The sequence below is a fragment of the Roseateles sp. NT4 genome, assembly GCF_051857475.1.
Classification (GTDB): Bacteria; Pseudomonadota; Gammaproteobacteria; order Burkholderiales; family Burkholderiaceae_C; genus Pelomonas.
In genome coordinates, this window is record NZ_JBPZGZ010000006.1 from 299,728 (window position 1) to 325,597 (window position 25,870).

The 25,870-nt window shown below is 67.9% G+C and carries 23 protein-coding genes; 8 read left to right on the plus strand and 15 right to left on the minus strand.

Going from position 1 to position 25,870, the window contains the following annotated elements; genetic code table 11:
- Nucleotide 1 precedes the first annotated feature (1 nt).
- The 9 genes from ACS5PN_RS28555 to ACS5PN_RS28595 are packed head-to-tail and all read right to left on the minus strand — an operon-like array spanning nucleotide 2 to nucleotide 9,554.
- Nucleotides 2-1,066, minus strand: coding sequence for an acyltransferase family protein (locus ACS5PN_RS28555; RefSeq protein ID WP_439467405.1), 1,065 nt, complete (start codon nucleotides 1,064-1,066; stop codon nucleotides 2-4).
- Nucleotides 1,063-2,187 (minus strand): glycoside hydrolase family 18 protein, encoded by a 1,125-nt coding sequence (locus tag ACS5PN_RS28560; protein WP_439467406.1) that lies wholly within the window; start codon nucleotides 2,185-2,187, stop codon nucleotides 1,063-1,065. The genes ACS5PN_RS28555 and ACS5PN_RS28560 overlap by 4 nt, the downstream gene beginning before the upstream one ends.
- Nucleotides 2,184-3,032, minus strand: coding sequence for a glycoside hydrolase family 16 protein (locus ACS5PN_RS28565; RefSeq protein WP_439467407.1), 849 nt, complete (start codon nucleotides 3,030-3,032; stop codon nucleotides 2,184-2,186). The genes ACS5PN_RS28560 and ACS5PN_RS28565 overlap by 4 nt, the downstream gene beginning before the upstream one ends.
- Entirely contained in the window at nucleotides 3,029-4,306 is a 1,278-nt protein-coding gene (locus ACS5PN_RS28570) for an MFS transporter (protein WP_439467408.1), read from the minus strand. The genes ACS5PN_RS28565 and ACS5PN_RS28570 overlap by 4 nt, the downstream gene beginning before the upstream one ends.
- Nucleotides 4,306-5,778: a beta-N-acetylhexosaminidase gene (gene nagZ / locus ACS5PN_RS28575; protein ID WP_439467409.1), complete on the minus strand. Its 1,473-nt coding sequence runs from the start codon at nucleotides 5,776-5,778 to the stop codon at nucleotides 4,306-4,308. Before nagZ ends, ACS5PN_RS28570 begins: the two co-directional genes overlap by 1 nt.
- A 9-nt stretch (nucleotides 5,779-5,787) precedes the next feature.
- Nucleotides 5,788-6,810: an SIS domain-containing protein gene (locus ACS5PN_RS28580; RefSeq protein WP_439467410.1), complete on the minus strand. Its 1,023-nt coding sequence runs from the start codon at nucleotides 6,808-6,810 to the stop codon at nucleotides 5,788-5,790.
- Complete coding sequence (gene nagA, locus ACS5PN_RS28585; RefSeq protein ID WP_439467411.1) at nucleotides 6,791-7,921, minus strand: N-acetylglucosamine-6-phosphate deacetylase; 1,131 nt, start codon at nucleotides 7,919-7,921, stop codon at nucleotides 6,791-6,793. Before nagA ends, ACS5PN_RS28580 begins: the two co-directional genes overlap by 20 nt.
- Complete coding sequence (locus ACS5PN_RS28590) at nucleotides 7,921-8,649, minus strand: GntR family transcriptional regulator (RefSeq protein ID WP_439467412.1); 729 nt, start codon at nucleotides 8,647-8,649, stop codon at nucleotides 7,921-7,923. Before ACS5PN_RS28590 ends, nagA begins: the two co-directional genes overlap by 1 nt.
- Nucleotides 8,646-9,554 carry a BadF/BadG/BcrA/BcrD ATPase family protein gene (locus tag ACS5PN_RS28595; RefSeq protein WP_439467413.1) on the minus strand — a complete coding sequence of 303 codons (909 nt, stop codon included), beginning with the start codon at nucleotides 9,552-9,554 and terminating at the stop codon, nucleotides 8,646-8,648. Before ACS5PN_RS28595 ends, ACS5PN_RS28590 begins: the two co-directional genes overlap by 4 nt.
- Nucleotides 9,555-9,737: 183 nt before the next feature.
- On the opposite strand from ACS5PN_RS28595, the gene ACS5PN_RS28600 reads away from it, so the two are divergent.
- Nucleotides 9,738-11,201 carry a GAF domain-containing protein gene (locus ACS5PN_RS28600; RefSeq protein WP_439467414.1) on the plus strand — a complete coding sequence of 488 codons (1,464 nt, stop codon included), beginning with the start codon at nucleotides 9,738-9,740 and terminating at the stop codon, nucleotides 11,199-11,201.
- Here the strand turns inward: ACS5PN_RS28600 and ACS5PN_RS28605 are convergent.
- Nucleotides 11,198-11,956, minus strand: a complete 759-nt coding sequence (locus ACS5PN_RS28605) for a TIGR03915 family putative DNA repair protein (RefSeq protein WP_439467415.1) — start codon at nucleotides 11,954-11,956, stop codon at nucleotides 11,198-11,200. The genes ACS5PN_RS28600 and ACS5PN_RS28605 overlap by 4 nt on opposite strands.
- Nucleotides 11,956-13,209 carry a putative DNA modification/repair radical SAM protein gene (locus ACS5PN_RS28610; RefSeq protein ID WP_439467416.1) on the minus strand — a complete coding sequence of 418 codons (1,254 nt, stop codon included), beginning with the start codon at nucleotides 13,207-13,209 and terminating at the stop codon, nucleotides 11,956-11,958. Before ACS5PN_RS28610 ends, ACS5PN_RS28605 begins: the two co-directional genes overlap by 1 nt.
- 126 nt (nucleotides 13,210-13,335) lie before the next feature.
- Between ACS5PN_RS28610 and ACS5PN_RS28615 the strand changes: the two genes are divergently transcribed.
- Nucleotides 13,336-15,417 (plus strand): catalase, encoded by a 2,082-nt coding sequence (locus ACS5PN_RS28615; RefSeq protein ID WP_439467417.1) that lies wholly within the window; start codon nucleotides 13,336-13,338, stop codon nucleotides 15,415-15,417.
- A 51-nt stretch (nucleotides 15,418-15,468) separates the two neighbouring features.
- Nucleotides 15,469-16,740: a lysophospholipid transporter LplT gene (lplT, locus tag ACS5PN_RS28620; protein ID WP_439467418.1), complete on the plus strand. Its 1,272-nt coding sequence runs from the start codon at nucleotides 15,469-15,471 to the stop codon at nucleotides 16,738-16,740.
- 10 nt (nucleotides 16,741-16,750) lie between these two features.
- Here lplT and ACS5PN_RS28625 read toward each other — a convergent pair whose 3' ends face one another.
- Nucleotides 16,751-17,995 carry a glycosyltransferase family 4 protein gene (locus ACS5PN_RS28625; RefSeq protein WP_439467419.1) on the minus strand — a complete coding sequence of 415 codons (1,245 nt, stop codon included), beginning with the start codon at nucleotides 17,993-17,995 and terminating at the stop codon, nucleotides 16,751-16,753.
- A gap of 115 nt (nucleotides 17,996-18,110) precedes the next feature.
- Here ACS5PN_RS28625 and ACS5PN_RS28630 point away from each other — a divergent pair, with 115 nt between their 5' ends.
- From ACS5PN_RS28630 to asd, 3 genes are read left to right on the plus strand one after another with little or no spacing between them, the layout of a single operon-like run.
- Entirely contained in the window at nucleotides 18,111-18,725 is a 615-nt protein-coding gene (locus ACS5PN_RS28630; RefSeq protein ID WP_439467420.1) for a hypothetical protein, read from the plus strand.
- A 4-nt stretch (nucleotides 18,726-18,729) separates the two neighbouring features.
- Nucleotides 18,730-20,376, plus strand: coding sequence for an aminotransferase class III-fold pyridoxal phosphate-dependent enzyme (locus tag ACS5PN_RS28635; protein WP_439467421.1), 1,647 nt, complete (start codon nucleotides 18,730-18,732; stop codon nucleotides 20,374-20,376).
- The gene (asd, locus tag ACS5PN_RS28640) at nucleotides 20,376-21,296 is read left to right on the plus strand and encodes an archaetidylserine decarboxylase (RefSeq protein ID WP_439467422.1); all 921 of its coding nucleotides are present in this window, start codon (nucleotides 20,376-20,378) and stop codon (nucleotides 21,294-21,296) included. Before ACS5PN_RS28635 ends, asd begins: the two co-directional genes overlap by 1 nt.
- Here the strand turns inward: asd and ACS5PN_RS28645 are convergent.
- From ACS5PN_RS28645 to ACS5PN_RS28655, 3 genes are read right to left on the minus strand one after another with little or no spacing between them, the layout of a single operon-like run.
- Nucleotides 21,289-22,167: a UDP-2,3-diacylglucosamine diphosphatase gene (locus ACS5PN_RS28645; protein ID WP_439467423.1), complete on the minus strand. Its 879-nt coding sequence runs from the start codon at nucleotides 22,165-22,167 to the stop codon at nucleotides 21,289-21,291. The genes asd and ACS5PN_RS28645 overlap by 8 nt on opposite strands.
- Before the next feature lie 44 nt (nucleotides 22,168-22,211).
- Nucleotides 22,212-22,865, minus strand: a complete 654-nt coding sequence (locus ACS5PN_RS28650) for a 2-hydroxychromene-2-carboxylate isomerase (protein ID WP_439467424.1) — start codon at nucleotides 22,863-22,865, stop codon at nucleotides 22,212-22,214.
- A gap of 41 nt (nucleotides 22,866-22,906) precedes the next feature.
- On the minus strand, nucleotides 22,907-23,884 hold the full coding sequence (locus ACS5PN_RS28655) for an alpha/beta hydrolase family protein (protein ID WP_439467425.1): 978 nt from the start codon (nucleotides 23,882-23,884) through the stop codon (nucleotides 22,907-22,909).
- A gap of 152 nt (nucleotides 23,885-24,036) precedes the next feature.
- Between ACS5PN_RS28655 and ACS5PN_RS28660 the strand changes: the two genes are divergently transcribed.
- Together ACS5PN_RS28660 and ACS5PN_RS28665 are read left to right on the plus strand one after the other, a co-directional pair.
- The gene (locus tag ACS5PN_RS28660; RefSeq protein ID WP_439467426.1) at nucleotides 24,037-25,032 is read left to right on the plus strand and encodes a LysR family transcriptional regulator; all 996 of its coding nucleotides are present in this window, start codon (nucleotides 24,037-24,039) and stop codon (nucleotides 25,030-25,032) included.
- Between the two features lie 124 nt (nucleotides 25,033-25,156).
- Nucleotides 25,157-25,690 carry a 2'-5' RNA ligase family protein gene (locus tag ACS5PN_RS28665; RefSeq protein ID WP_439467427.1) on the plus strand — a complete coding sequence of 178 codons (534 nt, stop codon included), beginning with the start codon at nucleotides 25,157-25,159 and terminating at the stop codon, nucleotides 25,688-25,690.
- Nucleotides 25,691-25,870: the final 180 nt, after the last annotated feature.

Genomic DNA, 25,870 nt, shown 5'->3' on the forward strand with positions numbered 1-25,870 from the left:
GTCAGATCTTCCAGTAGAGGCGCCGTTTGGCCAGGGCCCAGACGATCAGCGCCCAGACGCCGACAAAGGCGATGGCAAAGGCCAGCGACTGCCCATGCGGGCCCAGCGACGGCCCCAGCGGCCCGAACACCGTGCGATACAACGGGTCCATCCAGCCAAAGCCGGCCAGCAGCACCGTGCACATCCAGGCCCCGGCATAGGCCCCGATGGCGTTCAGACCGAAGGCACGGCCCCAGGGACGGTGGTTCATGCGATCCACCCACTGATGCGCCGCCGCCAGCGCCACCGCAGCCAGCCCACCAGTCCACAGCACGAAGGACGGCGTCCAGAGCTGCTTGTTCCACGGCAGCCAGCGCGACCACCACCAACCCACCAGAGCCGCCGCGATGCCGGTCAGCAGCAGGCCGCGTGTCTGTTCACGCCGCAGCAGGCCGCCGCAGAGCAGGCCGAAGAGCGTCGTCGCCAACGCGCCCAGCGTGGACAGCAGACCTTCGGGGTCGAAGGCCATGCCGGTCTTGGCGTCCCACTCGTAGGCCCAACGGCCCAGCACGGCGGTGTCGATGCGCTGGTTCAGGCTCCCGACCTTTTCCAGCGTCGGGCTGCCGAACAGCAGCAGCGCGCCATAGCCGATCAGCAAAGCCAGCAGCAGCACCCACTGCCCACGCGCACGCAGGTGGATGGCCGCCACGCCCGCGAATGCAAAGCAGATGCCGATGCGCTGCAGCACGCCCAGCACGCGGAACTCGGGCTTGTGCATCAGCCACCAGGCGAGCCCATGCAGCACCAGGCCCAGCACGAAGATGCGCAGGCCCCGCAGCAGGACCGCGTTGCGCAGCGGCCCAGGCGCAGCGCCCGCATCCACGCGTGGGCCGAGGGCAAGCGCGCCGGAGACACCGACGATGAAGAGGAAGAAGGGGAAGATCAGGTCGGTCGGCGTGAAGCCATGCCACTCGGCATGCTCCAGCGGCCAGTAGACCGCACCCCAGTCACCCGGGTTGTTGACCAGCAGCATGGCCGCCACGGCCAGGCCGCGCAGCGCGTCGACCGACGCGATGCGGCGGCTCATGGTTGCATCGCGCCCAGGATCTCGCCGTTGTCCTGGCTCAGTTCCCAGGCGAACACGCCGGCCATGCCCTGCTTCTTGGCAAAGGCAACCTTGGCACGAACGGCGCGCGGGTCGTCATAGCCGACGAAGCGGCCGTTGCCGACCATGGCCCAGGACTGGGTGCGCTTGTCGAAGTGCGCCTTCATGCCAGTCAACGAGTCGATGTCCTTGAAGGCCACCGAGCCGTCTTCATTCGGCCAGGGCTTGGCATAGCTGCCGTCCGGCTTCACGCCGTCGAAGCCCCGGCCGTACATGGCCACGCCGGCCACCATCTTGGCAGGCGGCACACCCTCGGCCTTCAGGTTGGCGAAGGATGCCTCCAGGCTGGTGTCGAGACTCGGCTTGGCACTGCGCAGCGGCGTGTGGTTAGCGGCCTTCTTCGTCCACGGGCCGGCGAAGTCGTAGGTCATCATGAAGACCAGGTCCAGCGACTTGGCGGCCCGGCCCATGGGCATACGCACCAGCTGTTCCTTGCTCGTGTTGATGGCCACGGTCAGCGCGTAGTGCCTGCCACCGCTCTCGCGGCCCAGCGCATCCAGGCCCGCGCGCAGGTCTTGCAGCAGCTGCACGAAATACTCGCCGTCGTTCTTGCTGCCCAGCTGCACGCCATTGGAGGCGCCGTTGTTTCCCGGGTGCTCCCAGTCAATGTCCAGGCCGTCAAAGCCGGGATGGGCGCGCAGCCAGTCGACCGAGTGCTTCACGAAGGTCGAACGGCCCTCGGCCGTCGCGGCCAGATGGAAGAAGGGGTCGGAGCCGCCCCAGCCGCCGACCGAGGCCAGCACCTGCACTTTGGGGTCACGCTGCTTCAGGCGCTGGAAGGCGGCCGAGAAGGTGTCCTGGTCGGCGTGCGGCGCAATGCTGAAGTTGGGCTTGCCCTTGCAGGCTTCGGCCTCCTGCTTGCGCTCGCCTTCGCCGCAGATCAGCAGGAAGGCGTAGAGCAGATGCGTGACGCGGCCCGGCTGGAGCTGCTCGACGACGTCGACGCCGCGCTCGGCCAGGATGTAGCTGCCGACGATGGGCTTGGTTTGGGCCTGCGCAAAGGATGCAGCCAGCGCCAGAGCGGCGATCAAAAGCTTCTTCATAGATTGCATTCGCTGATCAGGCCGGCATCGGGTACGGTGTCGCGGTGGGCCACGCCCTGCTTGCGCAACTGCGCGGCGCGGGCCTGCATGGCGGTGTGGCTCAGCGTCTTGCCGGCCTCGTGCAGCACCCAGTCGACCTCGAACTCGTAGTCGCGCGGCGCGCCGGGCTTGGAGCCGTCGGACAGCCAATGGTTGAAGCTGATCGCCATGGGCTTGCTCGGCACATTGCGGCCGGTGTGCTCGCCGATCAAACGGCCATTGACGAAATGGCGGGTGCGCGTGGCCTCGACCTGCACGGTCAGCAACTGCCAACCGTCGAAGCTGCCCTGCAGGATGGAGGCCTGATTGAAGGACTCCCAGGGGTCGATGCGCACCGTGTGCCAGCTGACGCCGTAAAGCCGTGTCTCCGGCTCACCCCAGCCGCCATGCGGCAGGTATTCGAAGTCGACCTCGCTGAAATCGGGGTCGTAGTCATGCTTCAACGGCCCGGCCAGGAAGAAACTCTGGATGACGGGATCGCGCGAGCCCGGCGTGTCGCGGAAGCGCACGCGCGCCGTCGTCGTGCCGATGAGGAATTTGCGCGGCGCGCAGAGCTGGGCCAGCGTGGTGTTGGCCGGCGTGCCGTCGGTGGACATCTTCAGCTTCAGCAGGCCGCCGTCCAGCGACAGCTGGCTGGCCTTGAAGCTGGCGCCGGGCAGGCCGGGGTGGCCCGTGCCTTCGCGCAGCACCCAGCCACTGTCGCGCAGGGCGGCCAGGCTGGTTTGCGAGAAGTCGTCGAAGAACTCGCCCCCCGCTGCGAAGGCAGGCGCGGCAACCAGCAACAACAGCGCGGCGGACTTCATCATGCCGGCACCGCCTCGGGCGTCGCGCTCTTTTGCGGCATGGGCACCCACAGCAGCAGCAGCAACGGGAGCACGCCGCAGGCGATCGTCCAGGCAAAGAAGTGCTGATAGCCCACCGACACCTGGATGTCGCCGCTGATGAACTTGGCAAAGATGAAGCCCAGCTGCATGACGCCCGAGCCGAAAGCGTAGTGAGCCGTCGGGAAACGGCCCGGCGCGACGGCCTGCATGATGTACAGGATCATGCCCACGAAGCCAAAGCCGTAGCCCAGCATCTCGATGCCGACGGCAGCACCGATGTGCGCCATGTCCTGGGGCAGTGCGCTGGCCAGGTAGTAGAAGGTCGCGTTGGGAACCATCATCGCGACGAGCAGCAGTGGCATCGCGCGCTTCAGCCCCAGCGCGCTGGTCAGGTAGCCGCCCAGTACCGAGCCGATGAGGAAGGCGCCCGTGCCCACCCAGCCGTAGACATCCGCCACCTGGCCCGTCGTCAGACCCAGCCCCCCCTTGTCGCGCGCCTCCAGCAGGAAGAGCGGGCCGATGGTCTGCACCTGACCCTCGGCGAGGCGGAACATGATGATGAAGAGCACAGCCAGCTTGATGCCAGGCTTTTGACGGAAGTCGTTGGCGACGTCTTTCAGCATCGCCTGGATGCCCGAGACCGTCAGCTCGCTGTGTTCGGTGCTCAGCGTGCCCGGCAGGAAGCGCGCGTTGTAGGTGGCCAGCACGGCCACCAGGCCGCACAGCAGCAGGAAGACGCAGGACCAGGCGTTGAACACGCCGACCTGGCCTTCCAGATAGCCCGCCAGCTTCAGCAGCACGCCCGTCACGAAAAAGCGCGCGCCGTTGAAGAAGGCCCCCTGCCAGCCGGCGTAGGCCGCCTGCCGCTTGCTGTCCAGCGAGGTCATGTAGAGGCCGTCGCAGGCGATGTCGTGCGTGGCCGAGGCATAGGCGATCAAGAAGAGCACGACGATGGCCGCGCCGAACCAGTGCGGCAGGTGCAGGGCCAGGGCCATCAGCCCCAGACCCACGGCACCCAGGTATTGCATCGCGACAACGACGAGCTTCTTGCTGCGCAGCAGTTCGAGGAAGGGACTCCACAGCGGCTTGAAGGCCCAGGCCAGGCCCAGCACGGCCGTCCAGCGCGCGATCTGGTCGTTCTCGACCCCCAGGTTCTTGAACATCAGGCCCGCAATGAGCATGACGACGAAGAACTGCATGCCCTGCACGAAGTACAGGGACGGGATCCAGCGCATCGGGGTCTTGGCCTGTTCCATCACTGCAGTCCTTGCGGCGCACGGCCGGTGGCTTGGACGCGGCCTTCCAGCCAGTCCTTGAGGCCGGCGAGCGCGCCCGGCGAGAAGCCCCAGCTCAGCACGGTCGGGCCGGCCACATCCAGAGTCTGGTAGGGATTCCACAGCGACAGATGCAGGTCCGGCTGCCACTCGCTGGCGGCCAGGCCGTAGCGGGCGCGACGGGTGGACACCAGCACATTGACGCGGCCGTCCTTGGGCACGCGAGCCCAGTCGAGCTGGGCGATGTCATCGACCATCTGGATCTGGGCGTCGCTGAAGGCCTCGAACAGGGCCACGGCCTGGCGGCCGGTGGGGCCGGCTTCCGAGACCATGTCGGTCGGCACATCGCCCTGCACGATGACGCGGATGGGCGTGTCCAGCGCCGGCGGCTTGGCACCACGCAGGGCGGTCAGGCCGGCGGCCCAGGCCTCGGCCATCAGCGCGTGGTCGCCATCGCGGGCGGCGCTGTCGTCGACGACGCGGGCCGGGTAGGTGGCGGCAAGCTTGTCCAGGCGCGCATTCGCGACCTCGCCCTGCCGGGGTGTCAGCCGGCCGCTCTTGAAGGCATCGCGCAGCGCATTGATGGCGACGAGCTGCTCGGCCTTGGAGCCCTGGGCCAGCACCATGTCGGCACCGGCCTCGATGGCCATGACGGCGCTCTTGGCATAGCCGAAGCGTTCGGCCACGGCCTTCATCATCAGCGCGTCGGTGATGACGACGCCGTCATAGCCCCAGTCCTGGCGCAGGATGCCGCCGATCAATTGCGGCGACAGCGTGGCCGGCCGGTCGGGGTCGATCTGCGGATAGACGATATGGGCCGTCATCATGGCCGGCGCCTGACTGGCCAGCGCCTTGAAGGGAGCCAGCTCCAGCGCATTCAGCTCCGCACGCGTCTTGTCGACGGTGGGCAGGGCGTGGTGCGAGTCGACATGCGTGTCGCCATGGCCGGGGAAGTGCTTGACGCAGCAGGCCACGCCTTCGCGCAGCGAGCCGCGCATCCAGGCCGCGGCCAGGCGGCTGACCTCGGCCGGGTCGTTGGAGAAGCTGCGCTCGCCGATGACGGGATTGGCCGGGTTGTTGTTGACGTCCAGCACCGGCGCGAAATTCCAGTTGATGCCCAGCGACTTCAACCCGCGCGCCACCGCGGCACCCACGGCCTCCGCGCGTGCCGCGTCACCGCTGGCGCCCAGCGCCATGGCCGAAGGCGGCTGCGGCAGGAAGGTCACGCGGACGACGGCGCCGCCCTCCTGGTCGATGCCGATCAGGGCCTCGGGCCCCAGCACGTCGATGAGGTCGCGCATCAGCGCCCTCACCTCGCTCTCCGTGCCGATGTTCTTGCGGAACAGGCAGACCGAGCGGATCTTCTGCTCGCGCAGGAAGGCGGCGGTCTCGGTGTCGAGGGATGGGCCTGGGATGTCGACCATCACCAGACGGCCGGGATCAAAGCTGCTCATGGCGGTCCTCTAGTGGGTCTTGGTGACCTTGGCCAGGTTGGGTGGGACATCGGGGTTGAAGCCGCGCGCACGCGCCAGCGCTTCGACCATGGGATAGAAGCTCTGCACCAGGGCGATGGGGTCGAGGTCCTCGTTGCCCGTCGTGACCAGCGGCAGCTCGGCGCCCGGCGTTCCGATGGGAGCAGCCAGCAGCACGCGACCGCCACGCTGGCGCATCTCGTCGGCAATGGCCAGCAGGCCGGCCTGGGCCGGGCCACGCGGCGCGAACACCAGCAGCGGATAGCCGTCGCGCACCAGAGCCATGGGGCCGTGCTTGACCTCGGCGCCCGAGAAGGCCTCGGCCTGGATGCCGCAGGTTTCCTTGAGCTTGAGGGCCGCTTCCATCGCGACGGCGAGGCCGGTGCCGCGACCCAGCACGAACAGGCGCTCCTCGTTCTGCAGCACCGGCAGGGCGGCGCTCCAGTCCAGCTTGGCGGCCTGCTCCAGCGCGACGGGCAGCACGTTCAGCGCGGCACGCAGCGCATCGTCCTGCTGCCAGGCCGCGACGACACGGGCGCCCGCCACCAGCTGGGCGATATAGCTCTTGGTGGCCGCCACGCTCTTCTCGGGACCAGCGTGCAGCTCGAACACATGCTCCGCCGCGGCCGCGAGCGGCGAGCCGCTGGCGTTGACGAAGGCCACGGTGCGCGCGCCGCCTTCGCGGAAGAATTTTGTCGGCGCGATCAGGTCGGGGCTCTGGCCCGACTGCGAGAAGGCCATGGACAACAGGCCCTGGCAGTGGATGCGGCTCTGGTACAGCGTGATCAGCGACATCGGCAGCGAAGTGACCAGCCGGCCCAGGCGCGCCATGACGAGATAGGCCAGGTAGTGGGCGGCATGGTCGCTGCTGCCGCGCGCAATCGTCAGCACGCTGGAAGGCGGCTGCTCCTGCAGGGCCTGGCCCAGGCGGGCATAACTCAGCGGGTCGGCTGCCAGCTGGCGGGCCACCACCTCAGGCGCGCTCAGCGCCTCTTCAAGCATCAACGACGACATCGATCTCTTCACCTTCAACAAACACGCGCCGCAGGTTGAGCGCGGCATCCATGACGACCACATCGGCCCAGGCGCCGGCGGCAAGCCGCCCGCGATCGGCCAAGCCCAGGTATTCGGCCGCAGCGGTCGACACGCGCCGCGCGGCATCCATCAGGTCCAGGCCCAGTGCCTGCACGAGGTTGCGCAGGGCCTGGTCCATGGTCAGGGCGCTGCCGGCCAGGGTGCCGTCGGCGAGGCGCACACCGCCCAAACACTTTTGAACCGTGTATTCGCCGAGGCGGTATTCGCCGTCGGGCATGCCGGCGGCAGCCGTCGAGTCGGTCACGCAGAACAAGCCGGGGATGCTGCGCAGCGCGACGCGGATGGCGCCAGGGTGCACATGCATGAGGTCGGGGATCAGCTCGGCGTGCTCGCCATGGGCAAGGGCCGCGCCGACCATGCCGGGCTCGCGGTGATGCAGGCCCGTCATGGCGTTGAAGAGATGGGTGAAGCCGGCGGCGCCGGCCTTGATGGCGGCCACGCCGTCGTCATAGCCGCCCGAGCTGTGGCCGATCTGCACGCGGATACCGGCATCGCGCAGCGGGCCGATCAGCGCGAGGTGGCCGGTCATTTCCGGGGCGATGGTCAGCACCTTGATGGGCGCGAATTCGTTGAGGCGCTGGACCTCGTCCAGCGTCGCCGGAATGGCGTGCGCGGGCTGGGCGCCGAGCTTGTCGGGGCTGATGTAGGGGCCTTCGAGATGCACGCCGAGCACACGCGCCGACTGGCGGTCGCGCTCGCGGCAGACCGGGCCGAGGGCCTTCAAGGCGGCCTCGATCTCGGCAACCGGTGCCGTCATCGTCGTGGCAAGCAGGGCCGTCGTGCCGTGGCGGGCATGGCGGCGGGCAATCGTCGCGATGGCATCGCCGCCTTCCATGGTGTCGCGGCCGCCGCCGCCGTGCACATGGGTGTCGATGAAGCCCGGGAGCAGGATGGGGTGGCCGCCCTCGCCGGCGCGCGAGACGTCGATGGGGGTGCCGCTGACGGCCGCGATGCGTCCGTGCTCGATGTCCAGGTGGCCGGTGATCACGCCCTGGGGCGTGACGATGTCGCCTTCAAGTCGCAGTTTCATCAGTCTCTGCGCATCTCGGCCACGAAGTCGTAGTAGTCGCTACGGCAATAGGAATGGGTCAGCTCGACGGCCTGGCCCGACGCCAGATAGCCGACCCGCGTGATGAAGAGGACGGCGGCCCCTAACGGCACTTCCAGCAGACCCGCCAACTTGGCGTCCGCGTTCAGCGCGCGGATGTGCTGCAGCGCGCGCACCGGGGCGCGGTCGCCGAGGTGGGTGTAGAGCGAGGCCTCGACCTTCTGCGGGTCGGGCAGCACGGTCTGGGGCAGCACCGAGACCTCATAGGCCATGACGACCGAGTCGGCCAGGCGCAGGCGCTCCAGGCGGGCGACGCGCTCGCCGCTCTTCAGCTCCAGCGACAGCTGCTCATCGGGCGCGGCCGGCGTGAAGCCGCGCAGCAGCCAGCGCGAGCTGGGCACGAAGCCGCGCTGGTGCAGCTCTTCCGAGAAGCTGGTCAGGCGTGTCAGCGGCTGCTCCAGCTTGGGCGCGATGTAGTTGCCCGAGCCGCGCTTGCGGATGATCAGCCCCTGCTCGACGAGGCGGTCGATGGCCTTGCGCGCGGTGACGCGCGACAGCTCGAGCTGCTCGGCAAGCACGCGCTCGCTGGGCAGGGCCTCGTCGGCGTGGAAGACGCCGTCGCGGATGGCCATGGCCAGGCTCTGCGCCAGCTGCATATAGAGAGGCGACGCCGCGTTGGGGTCGGGCTTGAAATCAAAGACTGCGCTCATGCGGGGTTCGTTTCTTGTTGTTGAATCAACCAGAGCGCGCCGGCAACGGGCTCGCCCTGGGGTTCGACACGGCGAGACTGCAAGGCCGGGCTGAGGCGGCTGCTGAGGCGCAGCGCAATGCTGCCGGCCAAGGCCAGCGGCAGGGTGGGGTGGACGGCGGTTCCCAGCGCGTCCAGGGCGCGCGCCGCATCGGCCAGCAGCGCGCTGGCGGCGGGGTCGTCGCCCTCATGTTCAAACACCAGCGGCGCCAGACCGGCATAGCCGCCCTGTCCCGCCTGGGCGCAGAAGCCCAGCATGTCCTCGCGGGTCGCGCCGGTCTGGCGCCAGACGGCCTGCACCAGCGGGCCGGCCGGCACGCGGCCGTCGAAAGCGGCTTGGGCCAGCTTCATGGCCTGCTGGCCCAGCCAGGCGCCGCTGCCCTCGTCACCAATCTGCCAGCCCCAGCCACCCACCAGGCGGCGGCTGCCATCGGGCAGCAGGGCCTCGGCGACCGAGCCCGTGCCGGAGATCAGCAGCGCGCCCGGCTGGCCGCCATGCGCGCCCAGCAGCGCGGCCAGGCCATCGGTGATCAGGGAGAAGCGAGCGACGCCGGGATCCGCCTCGACAAAGTCTCGCAACTGGGCCGGCACGCCGGTGCCCGACAACCCCAGCCCGATAGCGCAATCCTGCAGCGTCAGCCCGTCCACGCCGGCGCGTTGGATGGCTTCTCCGACATGCCGCCAGGCCTGCTCGGTGCCCTGGTTGAGGGCCGAAGCACCGGCCTCACCACGACCGAGCACGCGCCCCTGCGAATCCGCCACCACGGCCCGGGTGCTGGTACCGCCCCCATCGATGCCCACCCACCAGCGCGCGGGCCGGCCGGAGTCACGGGAAGTCAGGAGGGAGGGATCGAGAACTGGCGGCATGGTCGACGGGATTCAGTCGATACCACTCTAATACCAACGACTGAAGGCGTCAATTGGTTTTAAACTGGTCTACGGCCACTCAATTGGGCTAAGGATCAGCCCGGATGAGAGTGCGGCTCGCTCTCGGAATCGACAAGAATACCAGTGAGAAACCAACCCGCTCAATCTTCCGGATCTGCCGCCGTGTTCACTCTGCATCCTGCCGCCAGCGAGGCCCTGGCCGATCTGCTGGGCCGTATCGCCCGCGTCGCCCACCGCCATCCAGCAGCAGCCGACCGCTTGCTCGATGCGTTGAGCGTAAACGCTTTCACGGCGGGCGACACCGCTGTCGGGGTCGACGCTCTCTATGCGCGCTTCGGCCTGCTGGAGCCTCGCGGCCGCGCGCTGGAACTGCTGCCGGCCTTGGAGCAGGCCGGCGCACTTGCGGCAGCGGGTCACTTTCCCGTGCAGGCCGCGCGCGTCTGCGAAGCCCTCGGCCGGATCGCCTATCAGCAGGGCGAATACCAACTCGCCAGCGAGCAATGGTCGCGAGCCCTGGACCTGTCCGAAGTGAGTGGCCATCTGCAGACCGGCGTCGCCGCCCGCATCGGCCTGGGCCAGATCCACTATGCCCAGGCCGACTGGGCCCGCGGCCTGCGCCAGATGCGCGATGCCGGCGAACAGCTGGCGGGCACCGACGACAGCTATCTGTCTGCCAAGCTCGCGTTGAATATCGGCGTCGGCAGCTTCGAGACCGACGACCTGCCCGCGGCCGAGCGGCACTTCAGCCATGGCCTGGCTGCGGCGCGGCGCGGCGGCCACCGTGTCTTCGAAGCGGAAGCGCATTGGCATCTGGCGCGCGCGGCTCTCGCCCGCCAGCGCATGGACTGGGCCGTGGCCGACTGCCGCCTGGCCCTGGACATCGCGGCACGCGACGGCTATCCCTGGCTGGAGGCCGCCGCCAGCCGCACCTGGACCGAGATCGCACTGGCGCGCGGCGACAACGCCGGCGCGGTGCGCTCCACCCGCCACGGCCTGGCCCTCGCCCAGCGCATCCAGGCCCGCGCCCAGGCCCGCCAGGCCCATCTGCAACTGGCCGAGCTGCTGCAGGCGGAAGGCGATGCGCCGGCAGCGCTGGATCACCTCTGGCAACACCTGGCGCTGCAGTCCGAGATCGAGCGCCTCTCCCTGCCCGCGCGCACCACCCTCGCCGCACCGCCGGCCGAGGAAGCGGGAGCGCCGCTGACGCCCGAGGAGCTGCTGCTGCATCTGTGCGGCCAGCGCCAGCGCCTGGCCGCTTCACCACCGCCCGAAGCACTCGCCGAGTTGAAGTCGGCCAGCGCCCGCATCCTCGGCCTGGCCAACGTCATCCGCTGGCAGGTGGGGAGCGGTGGATTGAGCACCGATGAACAGCCGCGTTATGTGGACCTGCTGACCCGCCACGGCGCGCCGCTGGCCCTGCCGGACGCGGCGCTGCACCCCTGCCACGCGGAGCTGTCCAGCCTGTCGGGCGCGGCCGAAGCGCGCATCGAGGTGCCGCTGTACGACGGCGCCCAGCTGGTGGGTGCCCTGTGGCTGGTGGACGCACGCGCCACCCGGGCCTGGACGCGGCAGGAGTTGTTGATCGCGAGCCAGCTGGCGCTGCTGTTCGAGGCCCAGGGCAGCTAGAGACGGCGCATCTGCCCTTCGCGCCGGGGCGCGTCACGCACCAGCTCGCCGATGAGCTGCGTCTCCGGCATCAGCGCCCAGTAGCGCACCGGCATCTCCTTCTTCATCGCGGCCACCATGAGCCGCGCCGGATTGAAGATGCTGCGGTAATAGGTCAGCCACAGCGCCTCGCCGGCATCCTCGGGCGGGGCGTCTTCCCTGCGCGCGGGTCCGGCACCGGTCAGGCGCTGGCCGTCCCAATGCAGGCAGCCGCGCGGCGTCAGGATGGCCCAGGGGTGCTGGGCAAAGCGCTGCACGAAGAAGGGCGCGACGGCACGCAGCACGTGGTGGGCGGGCTCGAACCAGGCGACGTGCCGGCGACCGCCCGCAGCCTCTTCATCGGCCACCTCGCGAAAGCGCACGAAGGCATGCATCTTGTGGATCTCGCGCTCGACCTGGCGAACCATGGACTGCAGCTGGCGGCGCTCCGGGTCGAGCACGTCGAGCCACAGCCCTGGCTCGGCCTGCAGGCGGCGCGCGAAGACGAGCAGGCGGGCATAGCGCGAATCGTCGGCATGCATGGCGACGCGACGGCCGAGTTCATCCCAGCCTTGCGGAGGCATCCAAGCGAGTGCGCTTGGTGCCACCGCGTCTGCGAACAGCGCGGCTTGCGCGCCGACGTCGCGCGTCCAGGCTGCATCGGCGCCGGCCAGCAGCGCCGCCAGTTGTGCGGCGAAGCCTTCCCAGTCGGCCGGATAGCGCAGGGGCAGTTTCATCAGAACAAGGCAACTTGCTGAGGCCGATGCGCCGGCCGGGCCAGGGCTTCAACATCCGCAGCCTGCGGTCGATGATCCACAGTGACCAGAAAGGGCAGGGACTTGCGCGCAGCAGCGCCCAGGGCCAGCAGGTCGGCACGGCGCAGGCAACGAAGCCGGCGCGCGGCCAGCAGCTTGTCCACCGATCCCACGCCGAGGCCAGGCACGCGCAGCAAAGCCTCGCGAGGCGCACGGTCCACGTCCAGTGGAAAGGCTTCCGGATGGGCCAGGGCCCAGGCCAGCTTGGGGTCATGGCGCAGCGATAAAAAGCCGGCCTCGGTGACGATCTCGTCGGCGCCAAAACCATAGAAGCGCATCAGCCAGTCGGCCTGGTAGAGGCGGTGCTCGCGCAGCAGCGGCGTGGCCTGCGGCGGCAGGGCCGCGCTGGCGTGCGGGATGGGGCTGTAAGCCGAGTAGTACACACGCCGCAGGCGCTGTCCGGTGTAGAGCCGGCTGGAAAGCTGCAGCACGGCGCGGTCGTCGGAGGCATCGGCCCCCACGATGAGCTGGGTGCTCTGCCCGGCCGGCGCGAACGACGGCGGCTTGGCGGCGCTCGCCGTGGCGCCGGGCAGCGCCCGGATGGCCTCGGCTTCTCGCTTGGCCTCGCGCGCGGCTTGCAGCCGCAGATGGATGCGGGACATCGTTCGCTCGATGCCGGCGGCATCCTTCTCGGGCGCCAGGGCCTTCAGGCTTTGCGCGCTTGGCAACTCGATGTTGATGGACAGGCGATCCGCATAGCGCCCCGCACGCTCGACCAGTTCGGGGCTGGCATCGGGAATCGTCTTCAGGTGGATATAGCCCTTGAAGTGCTCCTGCTCGCGCAGCCGCCGAGCGACCTCGATGACCTGTTCCATCGTGTAGTCGGGCGTGCGGATGATGCCGCTGGAAAGGAACAGGCCTTCGATGACGTTGCGGCGGTAGAAGGACAGCGTCAGCTGCACCACTTCATCGATGGCGAAGCGCGCCCGCCGCGTGTCGCTGGACTTGCGGTTGATGCAATAGAGGCAGTCGTACACGCACCAATTGGTCAGCAGCAGCTTCAACAACGAGACGCAGCGGCCATCCGGCGTGAAGGCGTGGCAGATGCCATGGCCGTTGGTCGAGCCGATGCCGCGACCGTCGCGCGAATCGCGCTTTTCGCCGCCGCTGCTCGCGCAGGACGCGTCGTATTTGGCGGCGTCGGCCAGGATGGCGAGCTTGTCCTGGATCTCCATGGCGATACTGTATATGCATACAGCCATCACGAGGGCGCGCAGATGTATCCGGGGCTGGGTCCTACACACCAGACTTCACTGGCTTCCTAGAGTGCATCGGCACCCCGCCACCGTCAGGAGCCGCACATGGCAAAGTCCCGCACCGCCACCCCGCCCGCCACCGTCCAGCGCGGCAGCGGCGGTGAACTGCACCACCAGGCCGGCGGCACGCATCCGCCGCTGACGACCAACCAGGGCATCCCGGTCACCAACAACCAGACCTCGCTGAAGGCCGGCGCGCGCGGGCCGACGCTGCTGGAAGATTTCATCCTGCGCGAGAAGATCACGCACTTCGACCACGAGCGCATCCCCGAGCGCATCGTGCATGCGCGCGGTTCGGCGGCGCATGGCGTGTTCGAGTTGCACACCTCGCTGGCCAGGTACACGACGGCCCGGGTGCTGACCGAAGTGGGCGTGAAGATCCCGGTGTTCACGCGCTTCTCCACGGTGGCCGGCGGCGCCGGCTCCGTGGACACGCCGCGCGACGTGCGCGGCTTCGCGGTCAAGCTCTATACGCCCGAGGGGAACTGGGACTTGGTGGGCAACAACATCCCGGTGTTCTTCATCCAGGACGCGATGAAGTTCCCCGACCTCATCCATGCCGTGAAGATGGAGCCCGACCGCGGCTTCCCTCAGGCCGCCAGCGCCCACGACACCTTCTGGGACTTCATTTCCCTGATGCCCGAAAGCATGCACATGGTGATGTGGGCCATGAGCGACCGCACCCTGCCGCGCTCGCTGCGCTTCATCGAGGGCTTTGGCATCCACAGCTTCCGGCTGCTGGACGCCCGGGGCAAGAGCACCTTCGTCAAGTTCCACTGGCGTCCGGTGCTGGGGCTGCAGAGCACGCTGTGGGACGAAGCCGTGCAACTCGCCGGCGCCGACCCCGACGCGCACCGCCGCGACCTGTGGACCAGCATCGAGGAAGGCCGCTTCCCGGCCTGGGACCTCGCCGTGCAAATCTTCACCGAAGCCCAGGCCGCCGACTTCCCCTTCGACCACCTGGATCCGACCAAGCTCATCCCCGAGGAACTTGTCCCGCTGACCGTCATCGGGCGCATGACGCTGAACCGCAACCCGGCCAACCATTTCGCCGAGAACGAACAGGTGGCCTACTGCCCCGCCAACATCCCGCCCGGCATCGACTTCTCCAACGATCCGCTGCTGCAGGGCCGGCTGTTCAGCTACCTCGACACCCAGCTGTCGCGCCTGGGCACACCCAACTTCGACCAGTTGCCCATCAACGCACCGAAGTGCCCCTTCCACACAACGACGCGCGACGGCCACATGCAGACACGCGTGCCCGCCGGACGCGTCGCCTACGAGCCCAGCAGCCTGCAAGCCGACGCTCCTTACGAGGCGCTGCGCGGTTTCCAGAGCTTGGCCGCAACGGGTGAGCCCGATGCGAAAGGCCGTATCCGCCCCGCCAGCTTCGCCGATCACTACAGCCAGGCCCGCATGTTCTTCCGCAGCCAGAACGCACTGGAGCAGGCCCACATCGCGGCGGCGCTGGTGTTCGAACTGAGCAAGGTCGAGACACCGACGGTGCGCGAGCGCATGGTGGGCCATCTGCGCGTCATCGACGCCGACTTGGCGCAACGCGTCGCGACGGGCCTGGGGCTGGCCACCTTGCCGCCCCCCGCCAAACCCGCTGCGCCCGTGCAAGACCTGCCGCCCTCCCCCGCCTTGAGCATCATCGACAAGACCCCACCCTCGCTGCAGGACCGCTGCGTGGCCATCTTGTTCAGCGACGACTCCGACGCCCGGCGCCTGGCCGCTGTCGACAAGGCGCTGCGCAAGGCCGGCGCCAAGGTGCAGAAGCTCAGCCCCCGCATCGGCGGCGCCAAGCTGAACGATGGCACACATCAACCCGCCGATGCGCGACTGGCCGGCAGCCCCGCCGCGGCCTTCGATGCCGTTGCGCTCGTGCTGTCCTCGGCCGCTGCCCAGCAATTGGCCCAGGACGACACCGCGGCCACCTTTGTGCGCCAGGCCTATGCCCATCTGAAGGCCATCGGCCATGACGAGGGCGGCAAAGTCCTGGTCGAGGCCCTGCACCTGGTGCCCGATGACGGCATCTGCGCGCTGGACGGCAAGGCCCTCGTCTTTTTGGAGGCCGCCGCGACGCGGCAGTGGGACCGCGAGGAGCGCGTGCACCCGCTGCCCTGACGACGCTGTCGTCATCGGCATTTCACGCCGCGCAGCCACAGTGCTGCGCCCGTGCATCTCACTTCTTCCGACGCCGCGCCACTCCGCGCGACACGCCCGACGCTGCCCCGCGGTTTCGGTCTCGTCATCGGCGCGCAATTCGCCTCCGCACTCGCGGACAACGCCCTGCTCATCGTCGCCATCGCCCTGCTGGCCCAGCAGGGCTTTGCCCCCTGGTGGGCGCCCTTGCTGAAGTTCGGCTTCATGCTGGCCTATGTGCTGCTGGCCCCATGGGTCGGCCCCTTGGCCGACGCCTTCGCCAAAGGGCGTGTGATGGCAGCGATGAACGTCGTCAAGATGCTGGGGCTGACCCTGCTCGCCTGCGGCCTGCATCCGGTCGCTGCACTGGCCGTCGTCGGCCTGGGCGCCGCCGCCTACGCGCCGGCCAAGTACGGCCTCATCACCGAGATGGCCGAGCCCGCGGCGCTGGTGAAGGCCAACGGCTGGATCGAGATCAGCGTCGTCTCCGCGGCCCTGCTGGGCGCGGTGCTGGGCGGCGCCCTCGTCAGTCCGCTGTGGCTGGGATCGGGTCTGGCCGACTCCTGCGATGGGCTGAACCTGCCGGCCGGCAAGCTGACGGGCTCTCTCGCTGCGCTGCTCGTCATCTATGCGGTATCCAGCCTGTTGAATGCCGGCATTGCCGACAGCGGACAACGCCAGCGCAGCGCCGCTCACGATCCGGCCACGCTGCTGCGCGAATTCCGTGCCGCCAACCAAAAGCTGTGGCGTGATCGCGAGGGCGGACTGTCGCTGGCCGCGACGACGCTGTTCTGGAGCGTCGGCGCGACGCTGCAGTTCGCCGTGCTCAGATGGGCCGGCGCGGCGTTGGCACTGCCGCTGAGCCAGGCCGCCTATCTGCAAGCAGCCGTGGCGGTGGGCGTCATCGCCGGCGCCGCGGCGGCCGGGCGCTGGCTCGCGCTGCACCAGGCGCGGCACGGCCTGTGGGCCGGGGTCGTGCTCGGCTTGCTGATGCCCATCGTGGCTCAGGTCAGCGAAGTCGCAACGGCCGCTGTGGTGCTGGCCTTGGTCGGCGCCGTGGGCGGCGCGATGGTCGTCCCACTGAACGCATTGCTGCAGCATCGCGGCGCCACGCTGCTGAGCGCGGGGCGGTCGATCGCCGTGCAGGGCTTCAACGAGAACCTCAGCGTGCTGGGCATGCTGGCGGCTTACGCCGGCTGTGAAGCGGCCGGCGTGCCGATCGGAGTGACGTTGAGCGGACTCGGCGTTTTCGTGGCGGTCACCATCGCAGCCTTGATCTGGATGGACTCGCGCCGGCGTGCCTAGCGCCGCAGCATCAGGCTGCGGCCTGCAGCCCCGTCAACCGGAAGGCCGGCTCGGCTCGTGCGATCGCGCCTTCCAGCACGGCTTCGAAGCGCGCCGTGATGTCGGCCCAGTCCAGGCGGCGCGCCGTGGTCCTTGCGGCCTCCGCCACCACGCGGCGCGCGTTCGAATCCATGGCGGCCAGACGCGTCATCGTCACGAAGGTCTCTTCCTTGCCTGGCCCCGCCAGCCAGCCGTTCACGCCGCTTCGGATCAACTCACCCGCGGCCGCGCTTTCGAAAGCCACGACGGCACAGCCGCTGGCCATGGCTTCGGTCGTGACATTGCCGAAGGTCTCGGTCAGGCTGGCAAACAGGAACATGTCCAGGCCGGCGTAGTGCGCCGCCAGGTCGTCGCCGCTGCGTGAGCCGGCGAACACCGCGTCGGGCGCGCGGGCCGCGAGCTCGGCGCGCATCGGGCCATCGCCGACGAAGACGAGGCGCACACGCGGCTGCACGGCTTTCACCGCCTCGTAGGCGGCGAGCACCACGCCGAGGTTCTTCTCGGGCGCCAGGCGACCGACATAGCCCATCACCAGGTCATCCGGCCCGGCGCCCCAGCTCTCGCGCATCGCGGCACTGCGACGCGCGGGGTCGAAACGTTGCGCATCCACGCCGCGGCCCACCACATTCAAGCGCTCGAAGCCACGTTCGGCCAGCAGCACGCGCATGGCTTCGGTCGGCACCATGGTCGCGTCGCAGCGGTTATGGAATTTGCGCAGATAGCCCATGATGGGCTTGGACAGCAGCCCCAGGCGGTAGTGCTTGCCGTAGGCGTGGAAGTTGGTGCGGTAGTCCGATGTGACGGGCAGGGCCAGGTGCTGGGCCGCCTGCAGGGCCGACCAGCCCAGCGGCCCTTCGGTGGCGATGTGCACGACGTCGGGCCGGCGCAGCGACCACAGCTTCACCAACGCGCGCTTGCTGGGCACGCCCATGCGCAGGTTGGGATACAGCGGCACCGGCAGGCCTTTGGTCAGCACCTCATCGACCTCCGGCCTGCCCGTCGGCGCCTGGGCCGACATCTTGGCGGACTGGCGCGGCCGGATCAGCTGCACATCGTGATTGCGGCGGTTGAGGCCGTCCACGACGCGGGCCATCGACATCGCGACGCCATTGACCTCGGGGGGATAGGTTTCGGTGACGACCGCGAGACGGCGCGAATGGCGCGGCGCGGGCAGGTCGTCGACCAGGATGTCGTCGGCGTCGTTTGCGGTATTCATGCGTGCATGGTCAGCAGCGATTGCAACAGCACGATGACAACCGGACCGTCACGCCGATTTCACGCAAGCCCACCACCATCCGCTCCGATTTCCACCCAAACGACGAGGACGGGACGTGAACGAGTTCTTCCAAACCCTGAAGACACAGCGCTGGGACGACCACCGCTACTACCACCACAGCCGCATCAACCAGACCCTGCATCTGATCAGCGCGCTGAGCTTCCTGGTGTCCTATGGCCTGGTCTTCGTGAACCCGGCCTGGGCGGCGCTGCTGGCCTGGTGCGTGTCGATGACGACGCGCCAGGCGGGTCACTTCTTCTTCGAGCCGCGCGGCTACGACCACGTGAACCAGGCCACCGATGAGTACAAGGAAGAGATCAAGATCGGCTACAACATCCGCCGCAAGATCGTGCTGATGGCGGTGTGGGTGGCCCTGCCGCTGGTGCTGTGGCTGTCGCCTTCCCTGGGCGGCCTGATCCAGCCGGCCGTGGACCTGCGCGGCTTTCTCGAGGACGTCGGCATGGCCTGGTTCTGCCTGGGCGTGACGGGTCTGGTGTTCCGCGTCGTGCAGCTGTGGGTCACGCAGAACCTGATGCAGGGCCTGGCCTGGGGCTTCAAGATCATCACCGACCCCTTCCACGACGTGCTGCTGTACTGGAAGTCGCCGTTCTACCTGCTGCGCGGCCAGTTGATCGACCCCATGGACCACGTCGGCCGGCAGGCGCACTGAGCCCATGGACGAAACTCTCACCCTGTCGGCGCTCGCCCTCGGCGTGCTGGCGCTGCTGCCGGCGGCCAAGCGCCGCATCGAGCTGTCGCGCGCCAAGCACCGCTCCCTCGCCGGCCACTCGCGCATGGCCAAGCGGCTGGCGCGCTGGGTGCCGGGCTATGCCTACGACGAGGCGCAGTTCTTTGCCGCCGACGGCGCGCCAGCGGATATCGCTGCGCAACGCAGGGCCGCATTGCAACGCCTGGGTGCGGAGTTCGACAGCCGTTTCGCCAGGACGTTGGCGGCCACCGAAGAGGCGCGCGACGCGATATCGGACCTGCGCTTCACCGGCCGCTACCGCGTGCCCTTCCAGTTCAGCCCGGTGCTGCGCGAGCATGTGAAGGTCGGCGCCTTTCTGCAGCACAGCGAAGGCGTGCAGGTCGAGGATCTGGATGGCAACCGGTTCTACGACCTGACCGGCTCCTACGGTGTCAATGTGCTGGGCTATGACGCCTACAAGGAATGCATCGACGAGGCCTTGGCCACGGCGCGCGAGCTGGGCCCGGTGCTGGGCGCCTACCACCCCTGTGTGCTGGAAGTGCTGTCGCGCCTCAAAACCATCTCCGGGCAGGACGAGGTGAGCTTTCACATGTCGGGCACCGAGGCCGTCATGCAGGCCGTGCGGCTGGCGCGCTATCACACGAAGAAGAAGCGTCTGGTGCGCTTTGCCGGCGCCTATCACGGCTGGTGGGAAGACGTGCAGCCCGGCCCCGGCAATCCGCTGCCGCCGCGCGAGACCTTCACGCTGCAGGACATGGCCGAGCGCTCGCTGAAGGTGCTGGCCACGCGCCGCGACATCGCCTGCGTGCTGATCAATCCGCTGCAGGCCCTGCATCCCAATGCGAATGCGCCGGGCGACTCCGCCCTGATCGACGGCAGCCGCCGCGCCAGCTACGACCGCGAGGCCTACACGGCGTGGCTGAAGAAGCTGCGCGAGGTCTGCACGGCGCGCGGCATCGTGCTGATCTTCGACGAGGTTTTCGTCGGCTTCCGCCTGGCACCCGGCGGCGCCCAGCAGTACTTTGGCGTCAAGGCCGATCTCGTCACCTACGGCAAGACGCTGGGCGGCGGCCTGCCGGTTGGCGTCGTCTGTGGCAGTCGCGCACTGATGACGCGCTACCGAGAGGACAGGCCTGCCGACATCTGCTTTGCGCGCGGCACCTTCAATGCCCATCCGTATGTGGTTGCGGCGATGGCGTCCTTCCTGAAGCGCATCGAGCGGCCGGAGGTGAAGGCGCTCTACGACGGCCTGGACGATCGCTGGAACGCGCGTTGTGCCCAGTTCAACGCCAGGCTGCAGGCCGCCGGCACGCCGGTGCGCATGGCCAATCTGTCGACGATCTGGACGGTGATGTACGACCAGCCCGGCCGATACCACTGGATGCTGCAGTTCTATCTGCGCAAGCACGGCCTGGCCCTGAGCTGGGTGGGCACGGGGCGGCTGATCTTCAGCCTCAACTACGGCGACGGCGAATTCGCCGAGGTGATGGATCGCTTCATCGCCGCATGCAACGAGATGCGCACCGACGGCTGGTGGTGGACGGCGCCCGAGCTGACCGCCAAGGCCATCCGCCGCAGTGTGTTCCGCGAGATGCTGGGACAGAAATTCTGATGAAGAACCAAGACGCATCCCCCGTGTTGGGTGGCGGGATGGATGAGCACGCCCAGCCCCGGCCGGGCTGGTTCAAGCGCCTGGTTGCCCAGGAGGACCTGAACTTCCTGCTGACCAACCGTGTGCCGCGCATCGCGCTGACGAAGTTGATGGGCCGCTTCTCGCGCATCGAGAGCCCGCTGCTGACGCGGTTGACGATCGCCGTGTGGCGGTGCTTCATTCCGCTGGACCTGAGCGAGGCCAGGCAGCAGAGCTTCCGCTCGCTGAAGGACTGCTTCACGCGAGAGCTGAAGCCTGGCTCGCGCTTGTTCGACGGACGCCCCGAGATCTTCGCCAGCCCCAGCGATGCCATCGTCGGCGCGACCGGCGTGGTCGAGCGTGGGCAGGTCTACCAGGCCAAGGGCTTCCCGTATTCGACCGAGGAGTTGTTCGGCCCGACGCAGGATGCCAGCGCCTTCGAGGGCGGCCGCTTCGTCACGCTGCGGCTGACCTCGGCGATGTACCACCGCTTCCATGCGCCGGCCGACGGCACGGTGGAGCACGTGACCTATCTCAGCGGCGACACCTGGAACGTCAATGCGGTGGCGCTGAAGCGCGTGGAGCGGCTGTTCTGCCGCAACGAGCGCGCCGTCGTGCGCATGACCCTGGCCAGCGGCCACGCCATCGCCCTGGTGCCCGTGGCGGCCATCCTGGTGGCCAGCATCCGCCTGCATTTCCTTGATGTGCTCCTGCACCTGGGCCGCAAGGGTGCCAACGAGATGCCCTGCTCAGCGACACACGCCAAGGGGCAGGAGATGGGCTGGTTCGAGCATGGCTCGACCATCATCGTCTTCGTGCCGCCAGGCTTCGAGCTGGCGGAGGGCATTGCCACTGGCGTGCAGATCCGCGCCGGTCAGGCGCTGTTGAAGCTCGTCAGCTGAGGACTTCGGGAGCGGTGGCTTTGGCGGCCGCTGGCACCGGCAAACTGATCGGGATGGCCGTCGACTTGGGCACCGTCGACATGCCGGGCAAGGCCGCCTGGTCGCCACGATCCACGATCTCCAGGCGCCCATCAAAGTGCTCGACCAGCGCCGTCAGGCTCTCCACCCAGTCGCCATCGTTGCAGTAGAGGATGCCGTCGATCTCGCGGATTTCGGCATGGTGGATATGGCCGCAGACGACGCCGTGCGCACCGCGCTTCTTGGCCTCGCGGGCCACAGCGTTCTCGAACTCGTTGATATAGCTGACCGCGCGCTTGACCTTGTGTTTCAGATAGCGCGACAGGCTCCAGTACGGCAGGCCGCATTTGGCGCGGATGTGGTTGAACCAGCGGTTGACCTTGAGCGTGAACTCGTAGGCGAGGTCACCCGCAATGGCCAGCCAGCGCGCGCACTGGATGACGCCGTCATAGAGGTCGCCATGGGTGATCCACAGCTTCTTGCCGTCAGCGGTGACGTGCATGTCCTCTTCCAGGACTTCGACACCGCCGAAGTTGTTCGAGAGGTATTTGCGCGCGAACTCGTCGTGGTTGCCGGGAATGAAGACGACGCGTGTGCCTTTGCGCGCCTTGCGAAGCAACTTCTGCACGACGTCGTTGTGGGACTGCGGCCAATACCAGGAGCGACGCAGCTGCCAGCCATCGATGATGTCACCGACAAGGTAGAGCGTCTCGCACTCCACGTCGCGAAGGAAGTCGAGCAGGGCCTTGGCCTGGCAGCCGGGCGTGCCCAGGTGCAGATCCGAGATCCAGACCGTGCGCACCGACAGCGTCGGCGTGTCGGCGGCGGCAGAGATGTCTTGCGTCGTCGGCATGGCGGGCAATGTGCCCGCCGGTCATGACGCCCGCGTGAACATCCTCAGCCGAGACCTTTGAACGGCCCGTTGGCCAGCCAGCGCTCGATCTGAGCCTGGCGATCGTTGCCCCAGAAGGGTTCGCCATCCACGATGAAATGAGGCGCACCGAACACGCCAGCGGCGACCGCCGCCTCGTTTTCCGCCTTGAGGCGCGCCTTCCAGGTCAGGTCGCTCCAGGCGGCTTCGGCCGCAGCGGCATCGATGCCGGATTCAGCCAGCAAGGCCTTGAGAGCCTCGCCGTCGTTCAGGACGACACCGCGCGTGAAGTAGGCGCGCAGCCCGGCATGAGCCCAGGCGACGGCGCGGGCCGGGTCGTGGTCGTGCAGCCACCAGAACACTCGCGCGGCGTTCTGCGTGGCGATCGGGAAGATTTCCGGCTGGCGATAGGGCAGGCCGGCGAAACGCGCCGAACGCTCGAAATCGCGCAGTGTGTAGTCCCGCTTGATGGGATGGGAGACGGGCGACTTCAGTTCCGCGGCCTGGAAGGTCACGCCCAGCAGGATGGCATGCCATTGCACGCGCCGACCATGGCGGGCCGCCACGGCCTCGACCCACTCGGAGGCGATATAGGAATACGGTGAGGAGAAGTCGAAATAGAACTGCACCGGCGGGCGCTGCAGCGCGGTGTTGTCGGCGAGGAAGCGGTCATCGATCATGCCGCGACATTAGCTGCGACTGCCATGCACCGCAGCGGTGCTTACGCCGAGTGCAAGCGGGCCGAAAGCCGGGGTGTCGCGGCCTCGACGGGCGCCAGCAAGCGCGGCCAGAGCTTCGCACCCAGGTCGCGGCGGAAGGGACCGAAGTGCTCTATCTTCTTCACGCCCAGATCGGCTGGAGACACGACGTGGCGCTGCACGCTCGCCGCGCTGAACTGGGCGGCCAGTGCGTCGACGGCTGCAGCGGGCCCGAAGAGATGGTCGTCCGTGATGCTCCACAGGTGGGCCGTGCCGGTGAAGCGGTGATAGCTGCGCTCGCGTGTCAGGCTGTCGTCGCCAAACAGGAAGCCGGGGGTGCGCCCCCATGCCGCCCATTCCAGCGCAGCACTGGCCGGCAGGTCCTGAGCGCGCGGCCCGAGCATGCGGCCCGGCGCGTGGCCGAACAGCCGCACGGAGACAGGCAGCATCAGATGAAAGAACAGCCAGGCCTGCAGGCGTGCAAAGCCCGACCAGTGCCCGAGATAGGCCACCTGGGCCGCGACGCCCAGCAAGGCGTCCACCTTTTCTTCAAAGCCGGGTACGAGGCCGACCGAATTGCCGCCCAAGGAGTGCCCCACCCAGAGCAGACCGAGGTCGCGCTGCTGTTCTGCCTCCTCGGCGCGGCGGCGCTTGTCGGCCGCGTGCAGGGCCGCGCCCATGTCCAGCCGGGCCCAATCGCGCAACCTCACGTCTTCACCGGGCAGCAGCGCTTCGTGCGAGGCTGCGATACCGCGGTAGTCGAAGCTCAGCACGGCATAACCGCGGCGCGCCAGCCATTCGGCGAAGTGACGGTAGTAGCTGGCAGGCACGGCCGTGGCCGACCCGATGACGGCAATCGCGCGAACGCCGAGTGCTGCCGGTGGCTCGAACCATTGGGCCGCCAACAGGCGGCCGTCGCTGCAACGCAGAGCAGTAGGCTGTACGCGAGTCTGAAGATTACGGGCGAAGGCATCGTCGTCCAGGTCGAGCGACGTCGCCACGGGGATGCTCGGGGGCATGGTACTGACGGGGGAAAGGGGCAGACTGGACATCGGTGACCTCGGGATCAAACGCTTGTGGCGACGTTGGAGTCAGTCTAGATTGGCAACTTTTCCGTCGCTAGATCGCCGACAAGCCTCAATTCGTCAACCAAATGTCGACAAATCCACCTGGCATCGGTCGCCGCCGTCAGACCGCCGCTGAAGAGGCCCTGGATGCCAACGCGCTGGAGCTCTTCGCCCGCATCGCGCAGGCCGGGAGCTTTGCCCAGGCTGCCCGGGACCTGGGGCTGACACGCGCAGCCATCAGCCGGCGCATTGCCGCCATAGAGAGCGCCGTTGGACTGGCGCTGTTCGCGCGCAGCACCCGCAGCCTTGGCCTGACCGAGGCCGGCCGGCGCCTGCATGCACGGGCGCGCGCCGTCCGGGACGCGGCGGAAAGCGCCCGCCTGGCGCTGCGCCACACCCGCGATCAGCTCGACGGCACCATCCGCATCAGCGCGACGCCCAGCTTCGGCCGCCACGTGCTGGCTCCGCTGCTTGCCCGGTTTCAGGGCTTGCATCCGGCGGTGCGCTACGAGCTCTTCTTCACCGATCGTCGTGTGGATCTGCTGCGTGAAGGTCTGGATATCGCCTTTCGCATCACCAGCAAACCACCAGAGGCCTGGGTCGCCCAGCCTGTACTCAGCTTCGAGGTGCTTGCTTACGGCAATGGCAGCCACCGCCTGCAGAGCCCGCAGGACCTGGCCGCCGTACCCATGCTGCTGCTGGGTCAGAGCGATGAGGCCTACGTGAGCCAATGGCAGCACGACGATGGCCGGCGCGAAGAGGTGTCATTGCAGGCGACAGCCTGGGGCAGTGATCTCGACGGCCTGATCGCACTCGCTCGTCACGGCAATGGCATCGTCCTTGCGCCTGATTTTTGTGTGCGGCCGCAGGCTGCGCTGCTAACTGCCGTGCGCGACCAGGGTTCAATAGCTGAAGCATCGCTACAGGCGGGCGTTGGTCTCGTCAACGCCCTTCCCGGTTGGCGCCTGATGGTTGGTATGGAGAACGTGCAGGCGCTGACGCTGCCGCTACCTGCTGGCTCAGAGACAGCACGCGCATTGGTCCGCTTCGCTCGCGAAGCGCTGGGTCCCGCCAAGTCATGATCGTCTCTTGCAAGAACAGATCGTGTCTTGCTGGGGAAGTGGTGCCCTTGCGTGATTGCAGGCAATTTCCGCTGTGGGGCACCCAACGCGTGCCACTTGAATGACTGAAACACGCTATCTCTTCATGGACATGCCCGACGAGCCCACCGCTGCGGCCATGCTGGCGGTGGTGAAGCGATCACGCCTCGATACCTTGCTTGGCAACGCGTTGTTCATGCAACGCAACTGGCATCAATCCCTCTCCGATCGGTACTGGCCGCATGAAACACCGGACTTGGAAGCGAGGCTGCTGCGCGTGGGCCCTCGCATAGCCGCACATCCTGTGCAGCTTGTGCTGAACCGGATCGCCAGCAGAGGTGCACACTGGGCTTTTATGGCTCGAGGCAAACCAAAAGGATTCGCTGAACTGCTGGCAGCGATCCGCATGGCGCTTGCCACCGAAGGCTTTGATGATCGTTCGGGGCACACACCTCACGCGACCATCAGCTACAGGGCGCCAACCAAATTGAAGACGCTGCCAATTGCTCCACCGATCCCGTGGGTGATCAAAAGGATTCAGCTTGTCAAAAGCGTTGGTAGCGGAGATAGCTACGGATATCAGCCAGTCGCCGAATGGCCGCTACAGGAACCGCCTCAACTAGAGCTTTTCAATATCTAAGCGCCGTCATTTCACTCGTGGCGACATGAGGACGCATCTTGTGGCAAATCCCGCACGCCCAAAAGCAAAACCCCCACCAGCGTCAGCTGATGGGGGTTGGCTTGAATAATAGCCTGACGATGACCTACTTTCACACGGGAATCCGCACTATCATCGGCGCTGGCTCGTTTCACTGTCCTG